Raw genomic sequence first — 12,966 nt, 5'->3', positions numbered from 1 at the left:
TCGCGGGTCGCTCGGCATGACGCACCTATGATCCTGAAAGCGGTTTCATGAGAACCTGGTTGCATCGGCAGACGTTCAGGCCGGACATGACGGTCGTCTTCTTCTTCGGCATCGTGGCGGTGTTTTTCTACGGATCGATCTTCTGGACCGGCTACATGTCCCTGACGCGGTCGACGCTGATGCCCAATTACAATTTCGTGGGCTTCGACCAATATATCAAGCTCTTCACGAACCACCGCTGGATGGTGTCTTGCCTGAACATGGTGATTTTCGGCGTGCTCTACATCGTTGGCACGCTCGCCTTCGGCACGCTGCTTGCCGTTTTCGCCGACCGCCGCATCAGGGCCGAGTCGCTGTTTCGAACCATATTCCTCTATCCGCTCGCCGTATCGCTGATCGTCACCGGTCTTTCCTGGCGTTGGGTGCTCGACCCTGTGAACGGCTTGCAGGGGCTTGTGCGCGGCATGGGTTGGGAGAATTTCAGCTTCGACTGGCTCACCGATCCCGACCGGGCGATCTACACGCTGGTGATTGCCGGCATCTGGCATTCGGCCGGGTTGATCATGGTCATCATTCTCGCCGGCTTGCGCGGCGTGGACGAAGACCTCTGGAAGGCGATCCGCATGGAGGGCATTCCCCTCTGGCGTGCCTATCTGCAAGTCATTTTTCCCGGTATGCGGCCGGTCGTGGCTTCCTGCGTCGTGCTTTTGATGTCGGACGTTATTCGAGGCTACGACCTTGTCATCGCCATGACCAAGGGAGGGCCCGGCATTGCCACGGAAATGCCGGCGAAGTTCGCTGTCGACTATTATTTCGCACGGGTCAATCTCGGCCTGGCTTCCGCCGCCTCGATCGCGATGCTGGTCCTCTCGCTCTTGCTGTTGGCACCTTATTTCTACAGTGAGTTCAGGAGGCGCACGTGACGCGAAGCCTTCCTGGGGAACGCTCCGTGTTCGGCCCACGCGCGGCGCGTCTCGGTCTCTATGCGTTTCTCTTCGCTTCGGCCGCCTTCTTTCTCCTGCCGCTGCTGCTGGTGATCAGCAACTCGCTGAAGCCGATGGAGGAAATCCGCCAGGGCAATCTTCTCGCTCTCCCCGTCAAGCCGACTTTCGATGCGTGGCTGACGGCATGGAAAAGTGCTTGCACCGGGCTCGAATGCGGCGGGGTGCGCCCAGGCCTGTGGAACTCGATCAAGATCACCGTTCCAGCCGTCGTGATCTCGACGCTGGCAGGCGCGCTCAACGGCTATGCGCTGGCGCAGTGGAAGTCACGCCACGCCAACCTGATCATGCTTCTCGTCATGGTCGGCCTATTCATCCCCTATCAGGCGATGCTCTATCCGACGGTGAAGATCCTAAGCAGCCTCAGTCTGTTCCGCACCTATAGCGGTATCATTCTTGTCCATGTCGTCTACGGCTTGCCTTATACGACGCTGCTGTTCCGAAATTTCTACGTTGGCGTGCCGGAGGAGATCAGCCGGGCCGCGCGCATGGAAGGCGCCAGTTTTCTCAGGACGTTCCGGTCCGTCATTCTTCCGCTGTCGACCAACATCCTGGTCGTCGTGGCGATCCTGCAATTCACCGGCATATGGAACGACTATCTGCTCGGGCTGATCTTCGCCGGCAACGACAATTTGCCGATGACGGTTCAGCTCACCAACATCGTCAACAATGCTCGGGGTTCGGCCTCGCCCAATGTCAACATGGCCGCCGCGGTCATCACCGCCATTCCGACGCTCATCGTCTATTTCCTCTCCGGCCGCTATTTCGTGCGCGGCATCGCCGCCGGTGCTGTGAAGGGTTAGCCATGTCCAGTGTATCCATCCGGAAAATCAGGAAATCCTTCGCCGGTCTGACCGTCCTGGATTCGGTCGACATGGAGATCGCTCCCGGCGAATTCATTGTCATTTTAGGTCCCTCGGGGTGCGGAAAGTCGACCCTGCTCAACGTGATCGCCGGACTTGACGATTGCGACTCCGGCCAGATCGTGATCGACGCAGTCGATGTCAGCGGCCTGGAGCCAAGCCAGCGGGGACTGGCGATGGTGTTTCAATCCTATGCGCTTTTCCCTGCCATGACCGTGCGGCGCAATCTCTCCTTCGGCATGGAAGTCGCTGGCACGCCCAAGCCGACGATCGTGCAAAAGGTAGACTGGGTGGCGAAGCTCCTGCAAATCGAGGCGCTGCTCGACCGCAAGCCGGGCCAGTTGTCAGGCGGTCAGCGCCAGCGGGTCGCGATCGGCCGAGCGCTCGTGCGCTCATCCAGCGTCTGCCTTTTCGATGAGCCGCTGTCGAACCTCGATGCCAAGCTGCGCGCCGAGACGCGCGTCGAGCTCAAGCAACTGCACGAGACGCTGAAGTCCACCATGATCTATGTGACGCATGACCAGATCGAAGCCATGACAATGGCCGATCGCGTGGCCGTGATGCACAAGGGCAGGGTCGAGCAGTTCGCTCCTCCGCAGTCGATCTACGAGAAGCCGGCAAGCCTCTTCGTCGCCGGCTTCGTGGGATCGCCTGCCATGAATCTTCTTGAGGGCAGCCTGGACGGCGCGGGGCGCTTTCTGGTCGGCCAGCGCAGCATCGGCTCTTCCGCCTATCCTTTCGAAGATCCGTCAACCGCGGGCGAGGCGGTGCTCGGCATTCGGTGCGAGGACATCGACGTCGTCGAGCCGGGTTCGCCTGACAGCATTCCCGCCAAGCTCGCCTTCACCGAACTTCTGGGCGCCGATGCCCTCGGCTGGTTCGACTGCCTGGGCAAACGCATGAGCGTCAGGCTCGGCGTCGATGCCGCCCGCTCGATGCGCAAGGAGGTCGGCCTTCGGTTCGACATGGCGAAGGCTTCCTTCTTTTCAGCGTCGACCGAACGGCGGCTGTGAGGAACACGAGAACTCAATCAACCGGCGGCACAAACGCCGCCGAGGCATCCATGGAGACTTCGGTTGTCGTATGAAAAGCTGATGGATGGCGCGTTCGATGCGCTGATCGAAGAGATGACGGATGCGGAGAAGGTGTCGCTTGTTTCGGGCCACCGCATGTGGAAGACGGCGGCGATCGAGCGTCTGGGCATCCCGCAGATCGTCATGACCGACGGCACCTACGGGGTGCGTTACTCCATCCCGCAGATCGATCAGGATGAAGCCGGGGGCCAGGATTTCGCGGCGTTTCTCTCCGTCGTCGACCAGAAGGCCGATGACGTGCAGATTGCCTGGGGACAGGTCAGACCCGCGACCTGCTTTCCAAACGGATGCAGCATCGCCTGTTCGTGGGACACAGACCTTGCGCGTGGGTTGGGCGAGGCTCTCGCCCGCGAATGTCAAGAAGCCGGCGTTCATCTGCTGCTCGGACCGGGGATCAACATCCGTCGCACCCCGCTCGGCGGCCGCTCCTACGAATATTATTCCGAAGATCCGATCCTTACGGGGGATTTCGCGGCCGGCGTCATCGGCGGGCTGCAGGACAACGGCGTTGGCGCATCGCTGAAGCATTTCGCCTGCAACAATTCCGAAGTCGAGCGGACGACCATGGATTCCGTGGTCGAGGAACGCGCTCTGCGGGAGATATACTTGAGCGGCTTCGAGCGGGCGATAGCCAAGAACAATCCTTGGACCGTCATGAGTTCCTACAATCGCTTGAACGGCGGCCAATCTGCCGAGAACCCTTGGCTCCTCGACGAGGTGTTGCGAGGCGAGTGGGGCTATGACGGCGTGGTTGTCTCCGATTGGCACGGCATCAAGGATCGACCCGCCTCGCTGGCGGCCGGCAACGACCTCGACATGCCGGAAAGCGAGACGCGCAAGGCCGACCTGCTGGAGGCGATCAAGGCGGGCAGGATAGACTGCGCCGTGCTCGACAAGGCCTGTGCACGCATGCTCGGTCTGATCCGGCGCGCCAAGCGCGGGGAAGCCCGGGGGCGGGTTTTCGATCGTGCCGAGCATCATTCGCTGGCCCGCCGGATGGCGGCCGAATCCATCGTTCTGCTGAAAAACGAGGGCGCACTCCTGCCGATCTCGCCAGCGAAGGTGAAGCGTATTGCGATCGTGGGCGAGGGAGCCCGCACCCCCGTTATCCAGGGCTCCGGCTGCGCCACGACGCCACCGACCTCGGTGGACGTGCCGTTGGACGAAATCCGCAAACTCGCCGGTGCCGATATCCAGATCGAAATCTTCCGGGGCACGAGCGGGATCGCCGAGGACCGCGAGGCGCTGATTGCTGAAGCCGAGACGGGTGCAGCCGAGGCCGACGTCGTGATCGTGTTCGTCAATGTCGAGAGCGGCTATGACGGCGAGGGCTCCGACCGCCGGACACTTGATCTCGCCCCCGGCCATGACGAACTGATCGAACGGCTTGCCGCCGCCAATCCAAATCTGGTTGTCGTCATTGCTAGCCCCGACGCCGTCGTCATGCCGTGGATCGACAAGGTGCCGGCCGTAGTCGAAACCTTCTTTTCCGGTCAGGCTATGGGCGGCGGCATCGCCGATGTCCTGTTCGGTCGGGTCAACCCGTGCGGCAAGCTCACCACGACCTTCCCGAAACGAATGGAGGACATGCCGGCCTATCTCACCTATCCGGGCGAGAATGGGCGCCATGTTTACAGCGAAGGCATCCATGTCGGCTATCGCTGGTATGATACCCGCGGCATCGAGCCGCTTTTTCCGTTCGGCTTCGGATTGAGTTTTACCGAGTTCGCCTACACCGATCTCTCGCTGGATCGGTCGGAAATCCGGCGCGGCGAACGCGTTCGAGCAAGCTTCACCGTTACCAACACCGGAGCGGTGGAAGGTAAGGAAATCTGCCAGCTCTACGCCCGTTACGGCAAGCCCCGCCTCAAACGCCCAATCCGCGAACTGAAGGGCTTCTGCAAAATTGCGCTGCGCCCCGGTGAGAGCCGCAGGGTCACCATCGAGTTGACAGCGCAGGATCTCTGCGCCTTCGACCCGGTGTGCGGAGACTGGACGCTCGACAACGATACGATCGGGATCGAGGTCGGTGCCTCATCTCGGGATATCCGGCTGGTGGCGCCTCTGCGAACCATTTCTTCCGTCTCGGAACATCGGCGCATCGAATGGGACACACAGCCGGTCTTCGTGCTTCGAAATCCGATCGCACGTCGAAAATTCATCGTCTTTCTGCAAGGCCAGCTCGGCATTTCCGCGGAGGAGGCGGACACGATGCTGGAGCACTGCGCCAATTCCTTTTTCGGCATATTCACGACCTTCGACCGCCGGTTTCGCCGCAGCTTTCCGAAAGCCGACATCGAAAGGCTGCTGTGCGAGATCAATGGCGAGGCGGATGAGCGGGACCATCAAGCTGCGTAAGCTCGGCACGGGCGCTTCCCTGCCGCAACGAGCCAATCGTCTTTGATCTCTATTGGTCGGCGCGCCGCTGAAAAAGTGGATCGTCGGCGTCGGCCGGAGCCGCCGTGCGGTCTACTGGGAATGGCAGACGCCGGAAGAGCGGAAGGCTGTTGCGGCGATCAAGGCCGCCTTCGATCCGCTGGGCATCATGAACCCTGGCTGCCTAATGCATGTCGCGCAAAAGTGCGCAGCGGTTTTGCGATAACGACATGCATAAAAACAAGAACTTAAAGCGCGTCGCATGAATCCGTTCAAACGCGACGCACTTTAGTGTCCGGCTGATATTTGTGCCGATTCCGCTCGACGCTACGATCCCCGGTCAGCGTTGCAACGGGACCCTCTGCCGCGTCTCGTAGGCCGCGCTCACCCGTAGCGGGAGCAAATCGCGTACACAGCTGCCAGATATGTGAGCGCAATCGTGATGTAGGAAACCGCCAGTTCGGCTATGATGGACGTGATTTGAAGCAGCGTCACCGGAAAAGCCTTTGTTAACCCTAACTCATTAATACGCGCAAACTCCGACTCTTAACAGCCCTCCAGAACAAGATACGCAACTGCTGTCGGCAGCTTTGCCGCACATTGTGCGCACGCTAGCACCTGCGCGGCGCGGCAGGCGCCAAGTCCAATGCGTTGTGTTTTCTAACGCTGAGGCCAAAAGCGGCGTTTATTGGCCCAAGATCATGTCTGAAGCTCTCTGCCCGATCATCATACTGGGCGCATTGGTGTTGCCGCCGATCAACTTCGGCATGACCGACGCATCCGCCACCCGCAAGCCTGCGATGCCGCGCACCTTCAGCGTTGCCGGATCGACAACGGCCATCGCATCCGTCCCCATCTTGCACGTTCCCACCGGGTGATAAACGGTCAGCGCTTCGGCGCGCAGATAGGCCAGGATTTCATCGTCGCTACGCACATCCTTGCCCGGCAGCATCTCCCTGCCTCGGATATCGTCGAACTCGGGTGCGGCAAAGATTTGACGCGCAATCTTGATGCCTTCGACCAGCACCCTGGCATCCTCCTCGTCGGAAAAAAACCGATGGTCGATCAGCACATCCCGGCTCGATGCGTGGCCGGACAGTTTGAGTTCGCCAACGCTTTTCGGCCTAAGGACGCAGGTGTGAATTGCGTACCCGTGGCCGTACTCCAGCAGTCTGCCGCGATGGCTGCGATATCCCGGCACAAAGTGGAACTGAATGTCGGGAATGCCATCTGCGTATTTCGTCTTGGCAAAGCCGCCGGCCTCGACATAGTTCGTGGTGAGCATGCCCTTTCGGCCGACGAAATACCGAAAAGGCGCCGCCAGCATCCGGGGCAGGTTAGGCAGCGACAGACCGAGCGTCTTCGTGCTTGAGGAGCGGACCGTGATCATGCCGTCGACATGGTCCTGCAGGTTCTTGCCTACTCCCGGCAAGTCGGCAACCGGTCTTATGCCGATCGCCTGAAGCTCGGCCGCGGGACCGATCCCGGAGGCCAGCAAGATCTTCGGCGAGTTGATCGCGCCGGCCGAGAGCACGATCTCGCGGCGGGCAGATAGCCTCTTCTGCTCGCCTTTGTGCTGAACCCGCACCTGTGTCGCACGCCCCTCGGCTATATCGAGGTCGATCACCTCGCATTCGCTAAAGATCGTGAGATTCTTGCGACCGAGCACCGGGCGCACGAAAGCGGTGAAGCTGCTGAAGCGCTGACCGCGATCCTGCGTGACACTGTATATTCCGAGGCCGAACTGGCTTTCGGCATTGAAATCGTCGTTGGCGGGAAGGCCGGCATTGTTGCCGGCCTCGACGAACATCTTTGAAAGCACGTTCGGATCGCGTGGGCTGTCGACCAGCAGCTCTCCGCTTGTGCCGTGGTACTGGGGGTTTTGGCCAAGCAGATTGCGCTCGAGCTTCTTGAAGACGGGAAGCACGTCGCTATACGCCCAACCTGTGCAGCCGAGCCGCGACCACTCGTCATAATCTTGGGCGGCGCCCCTGATATAGACCATCGAGTTGATCGAGCTCGAACCGCCCAGCGCCTTGCCACGATTGACCGGAATCCTGCGGTTATCGAGGTGCGGCTGAGGCACGCCGACAAAGCAATAGTCATAATTCGGATTGCCGTAGAGCGAGAGGATTCCCGCCGGCACTCTCACCCGCACGCTGTTGTCGCTTCCGCCGCCCTCGACGAGGCAGACCCGCACGGATGGGTTCGCGCTCAGGCGATTGGCGAGGACGCAGCCTGCCGAACCTGCGCCAACCACGACATAATCATAAGTATCGGCCGACATTCACCGCGCCTTCAAAGAAAATGGAACGGGCCGGAAATCTTGGTAACCGGCCCGCCGACCTTACTGGAGGAGTTGCGTCCAGACTTTCGTGACAAGTTCCTGGGCTGCAGGCGAACACGCTTCGCCCATTTTCACCGGAACGGTTGGGAAAAGCTCGGGAGCGTTTTCCTTGGAGTAGAGCGCTTTCGTCTCGTCGATCTTCACCGGGGAGGAATGGCCGTAATAATTATACTCGTCCGTCGCGTTGTCGATCTCAGCCATAAAGTCGATGAACTTCTTGGCATTGTCGATATTGGCCGCACCCTTCGGCACGACATAGGAATCCAGCCAGCCGACCAGGCCTTCCTTAGGCATCGCGTACTCAACGTTGGCCTTGTCGTTGCGGCGAACGCGCATGGTATTGCCGTCCCACCAGAAGTGGGCGCCAACCTCGCCGCCACCGATCCGGTTCTCAATATTGTCGCTGGAGTAGGCAGCGACGTAAGGCTTCTGCGCTTGCAAGAGATCCAGAACGCGCTTCATTTCCTGAGGATCTTCGCTGCAATATTTGATGCCGAGATAGTTCTGCGCAGCCGAAACGACTTCGTCAGGTTGCGCAAGGCTGGCGATTTTACCTCGCAGTTCGACCGGCGGCTCAAAATAGGTCTTCCAACTATCGACCGGACCCTTGTAGACGTCGCGGTTGACGGTGTAGCCGGCGTTGCCGAAGGCAAGCGGGATCGAATGATTGCCGGTCGGATCCCACCATAGCTTCTGCCATTCCGGCAGGATTTGCTGGTAGGCAGCCATGGAGCTGGCGCCAATGTCCTCGAGCAGTCCGCTGTCGATCATGATCTTCACGAAATGCTGCGAGGGCGTCACGATGTCGTAGCCGGAGGAGCCTGCCTGGAGCTTCGTCAGCAGATCCTCATTAGACGAGAATGCATCGACGGTGACGTCGATACCCGTTTCCTTTTCGAATTTTGCGACGACGTCCGGAGCGATGGAGTCGGCCCAAGCGTAGATCGAAAGCTTGCCTTCAGCATGAGCCGAGACGCTGAAGGCCAATCCTAGCGCGCTGGCGACGACGAGTGATGTGACACGCGGATTTTTGAACATGTCGTTCCCCTTAATTTCTTGTTCTCCAAGGCAACGATAGCCCACATGCGCCAGCAATAAATTTGAATTCGCCGATGTGGTGGTTAGGTAAAAACTTGCTTCGCTATCTCTGCCGCTGCAGCAGAAAAGCGACCGTCGCCAGCGCGATAGAGGCCAGCATTATCAATGTCGATATTGCGTTGAGCTGCGGCGACACGCCTTGCTTGATCAGCGAGAAGACGTAAACGGGCAGAGTGGTCGCGCCGCCGGAATTCAAGAGATTGCTGGTGATGAAATCGTCCATCGAGATGACGAACGCAAGCATCGCGCCGCTGAGCACTCCCGGTAGAATGAGCGGCAGAGTTACGCGTCGGAAAGCGATCCATGCCGACGCGTAAAGATCGCGCGCGGCTTCTTCCAGATCAGCATCCATGCCCTGCAGGCGGGCACGTATGGGCAGGAATGCGAACGGGATGCAGAAAGTCGTATGCGCGATGATCAGCTTTACGATGCCATTCGCGAGGCCGATCTGGGAAAACAGGATCAGCGTGGCAACGGCAACGACAATTTCCGGCAGCAGCAGAGGCAGATTGACGACTGTCTCGGAAAGGCCGCGGAAACGAACGTCCCTTCCGCGCACGATTACCAATGCGGCCATTAGAGCCACGATTGTCGAGATCGTGGTAGCGATGACGGCGACGATGAGTGACACCTTCACGGCGGAAACCAGCGCTGAGTTGGATAGCGCCGCCGTATACCAATGAAGCGAAAAACCGCCCCAATTGGAAACGATGCGATTGGCGTTGAACGAGTAGAATACCACCACCGATATGGGCAGATAGAGATAGACGAAGAAAAGCAGGCTGAAGAGCCCGAAACCGGGGTAGCGCCTGACATCGGAACCGTTTGTCATAGTGCGAGCTCCGTCGTTTCCCTCCGTACGGCCCGCAATCCTCTGGCAACAAGGAATATCAGAACTGCCGTCATCAGAACGATGGATATGGCAGCGCCCAACGGCCAATTGCGCGCCGCGCCGAATTGCAGTTGGATCAGATTTCCCATCATCATCGACTTGCCGCCGCCGAGCAGCGTCGGCTCCAGCACTGCGCCGAGGCACGGAACGAAGACCAGAATAGCGCCAGCCAGCATTCCCGGCTGACAGAGAGGCAGGATGACACGGTGTAGCGTGATGAGGCGGCTTCCGTAAAGATCGTGCGATGCCTCGATAAGCGCCGGGTCGAGTTTCTCGATGGAGGCGAAAATCGGCAAAATCATCAGCGGGATGTAGCTGTAAACGAGGCCGATCAGCATGGCGGTGTCACCGAACAGCAAACTGTCCATATCATCGATCAACCCGAGCGCGCGCAACGTCTTTTCGATCACGCCTTCATTGCCGAGAATGATGATCCAGGAGTAGACGCGCACGATCATCGAGACCCAGAACGGCAAGGTTACGAGATAGATCAGAGCGACCTTGAGCGACGGCTTTTGCAACGAGATGAAATGGGCGACCGGGAAGCTGAGGACCAAGCAGATCAGCGTCGTCCCGGCCGAAAGCAGGAGAGTTCTCGCAACGACGATCAGATATTGTGGATTAAATTCGAGCTCGCCCGCCCAGCCTTCATTGAACAGTATCTGCTTGTAGGGTGCGGTGGTGAAAACATATTCGAAACCACCATACGGTCCACGGGTAGAGAACGAGACGAGAACGATGATGCCGACCGGTATGATCAATGTGAGGAACATGATCAGATGCGTCGGCAAAAGCCCCAGCACGTTCCAGCCCGGGCTCTTGATATGCCGCGTCATGCACCGAGGATCCGCACGGATTCGGCGGCAAAGCCGACTTTCACCGACTGCCCGATCTCGAACATCTGGCCGCGGCTGACACTGTTGCGCTTGGAAATGCGCAGCCTGGTGCCGCCCGTTTCAACGAGATAGTATGTGTAGCCGCCGAGATAATTGGTGCCCATGATCGTGCCATCGACAGCTATCGGGTTGTCCTGGGCAGGCAGGCTGATTTTCTCCGGGCGTATCGACATGAAGGCCTTCTGGCCGGCGACTGCTTTCTTGTGAGAAGCCGTCAAGGTCATGCCGAGCTGCGTTGTCACGGTCGCCTGCTCGCCGTCGACGGCAATCACCTCGGCGTCGAGGAAATTGGTCTCGCCGATGAAGTCGGCGACGAAGCGGTTTGACGGCTCCTCGTAGATCGCAGCGGGCGTGCCAAGCTGTTGGATTTCGCCATCGCCGAGAACGCAGATGCGATCCGACAGGTCGAGAGCTTCTTCCTGGTCATGGGTGACGAAGACGAAGGTGATACCGGTCTTGCGCTGCAGGATGCGCAGCTCGTCGCGCATAGCCTGGCGTAGCTTCAGGTCGAGTGCCGAGAGGGGTTCGTCGAGCAAAAGGACTTCCGGTTCGGGCGCCAATGCGCGGGCGAGCGCGACGCGCTGGCGCTGGCCGCCCGACAATTGCTGCGGCTTGCGCCCGGCAAATGCCTCCATATGGACCAGACGAAGCATGTCAGCGACGCGCGCATCGCGGCGGTCCTTTGACCAACCCAGGTTTTCAAGCCCGAAGCCGATGTTCTGTTCAACGCTCATGTGCGGAAACAGGGCGTAGCTCTGGAACACGGTGTTGACCCGCCGCTTATGCGGCGGCAGTCCCTGTATATTTGATCCGTGCAGGAAAATTTGCCCCGTCGTTGGCTGCTCGAAGCCGGCGATCATGCGCAACAGGGTGGTCTTGCCGCAGCCGCTCGGGCCAAGCAGCGTAAAGAACTCATTGTCGTAGATGTCGAAGGAAACGGGCTTCAACGCCTGATAGGTGCCGAATACCTTGGACACGCCCTTGATCTCGACAGCCTTTCGAGGTGCGCGCAGGCAGGCCTCGTCATTCATGGTCTGGGCGCTCCGGTAAGTCTTTGCGAGCTCGGGCGATGAAGGATTTTCAACGCCGCGCCACCAAGGGTGGGCGCGGCGTCGATCAGCGACTACATCTTCTCCCATTTGCCGTTGCGGACGACGAACATGTCGACGTCGATGGCCATGTTTGTTTGTCCGTTCGCGTCGAACGAGACTTCTCCCAGAATGCCGTTGTGATGGATGTCACGAATGGCTTTGCTCAGGGCCTCGTTGTCGTCGATGCCCTTTTCCTTGATGACATCGAGCAGGATCTGCGTGGCCTCATAGGCATATTTGGCGTAGGAACCGGCAGGATCGGTGTAGCCTTTGGTTTCATAGGCCTTGCTGAATTCGTCGAGCTTCGGGTTCGACTGTACGGCCGGGGTTCCCGCAATCGTGCCCTCGGCGGCTGCGGCTGCGATCTCGATGAACTTCGGATCGTATATGCCCGAAATTCCGTACATGGGCACACTGCCCATTCCAAGGTCGGCCATCTGGCTGCGCACAAGCGCTGCTTCGGTGACAACGCCACCGAAGTAGACAGCATCAGGCGCCGCCGCCTTCGCCGTGGTCAGCATGGCACGGAAATCGGTGGTGCCGACCGCGGCTGCGTCCGACGAGACGATCTCTCCGCCAGCAGCCTTGAAGAAATCGCCGAACCACTTGGTGTTGGCCGCGCCGTAGTCGGTCGTATCGGAGATGATCGCGATCTTCTTGACCTTGCCTTGCTTGACAATGGCTTCGGCCAACGGCTTGTTTTCGTTGACCAACGTTGGCGTCACGCGGGTCACGTTCGCGAAATTCTGCTCGGTGATCTTCGGGCTGACCGCGCCCCAAACGATGAACGGCATCTGCGCGCGATTGAAGACTGGGATCGTCGCCAGGGCGACCGAGCTGTTCCAATGTCCGGTCGCGGCAATCACCGACGGATCGTTGACCAGCTTTTGGGCCGCCGAGACGCCGACGGCCGGATCGGAGGCGTCATCGAGGACGATGCCTTCCACCTGGTGCGGATAGCCGCTGGCATTGGCTTGCTCGATCGCGAGCAGGAAACCGTTGCGGGCGCCGAGGCCCTGCTGGGCGTTTCCGCCGGAGAGCGGTCCAATGAAGCCGAGTTTGATCTGGTCGGCCTGAGCCTGGGCGGCACCCAGCGCAATGGCGAACAGAGACCCAGCCAGAATTGACGATACGCGGATAAGCGCCCTGCGCCTGTTTTGCATGGTTCCACCTCAATAGAATTATCTGCCGCCATCGTAGCGACCCGGCCGATCGTGATCGTCGGCTGATCATCAGTGTATTGGCGCGTATTCAGTGATGAAATTCGGAAATTGTGACTCGTGAGTTCGGAGATTCGTTCTGTCCGCC

General features: G+C 59.6%; 11 protein-coding genes. 5 read left to right on the top strand and 6 right to left on the bottom strand.

Features of this window, described 5'->3' with window-relative positions; translation table 11 throughout:
- Positions 1–47 precede the first annotated feature (47 nt).
- The 5 genes from EJ075_RS01615 (at position 48) to EJ075_RS01595 (ending at position 5,560) form a co-directional block, all read left to right on the top strand.
- A complete protein-coding gene (locus EJ075_RS01615) occupies positions 48–923 on the top strand; it encodes a sugar ABC transporter permease (protein WP_245458083.1) in 876 nt (291 codons plus the stop codon).
- Positions 920–1,804 (top strand): carbohydrate ABC transporter permease, encoded by an 885-nt coding sequence (locus EJ075_RS01610; RefSeq protein ID WP_095486314.1) that lies wholly within the window; start codon positions 920–922, stop codon positions 1,802–1,804. Before EJ075_RS01615 ends, EJ075_RS01610 begins: the two co-directional genes overlap by 4 nt.
- A 2-nt stretch (positions 1,805–1,806) precedes the next feature.
- Positions 1,807–2,877: an ABC transporter ATP-binding protein gene (locus tag EJ075_RS01605; RefSeq protein WP_126103099.1), complete on the top strand. Its 1,071-nt coding sequence runs from the start codon at positions 1,807–1,809 to the stop codon at positions 2,875–2,877.
- Between the two features lie 63 nt (positions 2,878–2,940).
- Entirely contained in the window at positions 2,941–5,316 is a 2,376-nt protein-coding gene (locus EJ075_RS01600) for a glycoside hydrolase family 3 C-terminal domain-containing protein (protein WP_245458082.1), read from the top strand.
- A gap of 52 nt (positions 5,317–5,368) precedes the next feature.
- A complete protein-coding gene (locus EJ075_RS01595; protein ID WP_126103098.1) occupies positions 5,369–5,560 on the top strand; it encodes an FAD-linked oxidase C-terminal domain-containing protein in 192 nt (63 codons plus the stop codon).
- A 459-nt stretch (positions 5,561–6,019) separates the two neighbouring features.
- Here the strand turns inward: EJ075_RS01595 and EJ075_RS01590 are convergent, their stop codons facing one another.
- From EJ075_RS01590 to EJ075_RS01565, 6 genes are all read right to left on the bottom strand, one after another.
- On the bottom strand, positions 6,020–7,621 hold the full coding sequence (locus EJ075_RS01590) for a GMC family oxidoreductase N-terminal domain-containing protein (RefSeq protein ID WP_126103097.1): 1,602 nt from the start codon (positions 7,619–7,621) through the stop codon (positions 6,020–6,022).
- Between the two features lie 60 nt (positions 7,622–7,681).
- The gene (locus EJ075_RS01585; protein ID WP_126103096.1) at positions 7,682–8,719 is read right to left on the bottom strand and encodes an extracellular solute-binding protein; all 1,038 of its coding nucleotides are present in this window, start codon (positions 8,717–8,719) and stop codon (positions 7,682–7,684) included.
- 103 nt (positions 8,720–8,822) lie between these two features.
- Positions 8,823–9,611, bottom strand: a complete 789-nt coding sequence (locus EJ075_RS01580; protein ID WP_095486319.1) for an ABC transporter permease — start codon at positions 9,609–9,611, stop codon at positions 8,823–8,825.
- A complete protein-coding gene (locus EJ075_RS01575) occupies positions 9,608–10,507 on the bottom strand; it encodes an ABC transporter permease (RefSeq protein WP_095486320.1) in 900 nt (299 codons plus the stop codon). The genes EJ075_RS01580 and EJ075_RS01575 overlap by 4 nt, the downstream gene beginning before the upstream one ends.
- Positions 10,504–11,598, bottom strand: a complete 1,095-nt coding sequence (locus EJ075_RS01570) for an ABC transporter ATP-binding protein (protein WP_126103095.1) — start codon at positions 11,596–11,598, stop codon at positions 10,504–10,506. The genes EJ075_RS01575 and EJ075_RS01570 overlap by 4 nt, the downstream gene beginning before the upstream one ends.
- Positions 11,599–11,690: 92 nt before the next feature.
- Positions 11,691–12,821, bottom strand: a complete 1,131-nt coding sequence (locus EJ075_RS01565) for a branched-chain amino acid ABC transporter substrate-binding protein (protein ID WP_126103094.1) — start codon at positions 12,819–12,821, stop codon at positions 11,691–11,693.
- Positions 12,822–12,966 lie beyond the last annotated feature (145 nt).

The organism is Mesorhizobium sp. M6A.T.Cr.TU.016.01.1.1, from assembly GCF_003952585.1.
GTDB lineage: Bacteria > Pseudomonadota > Alphaproteobacteria > Rhizobiales > Rhizobiaceae > Mesorhizobium > Mesorhizobium mediterraneum.
This window is presented reverse-complemented; position numbering and strand designations above follow the sequence as displayed.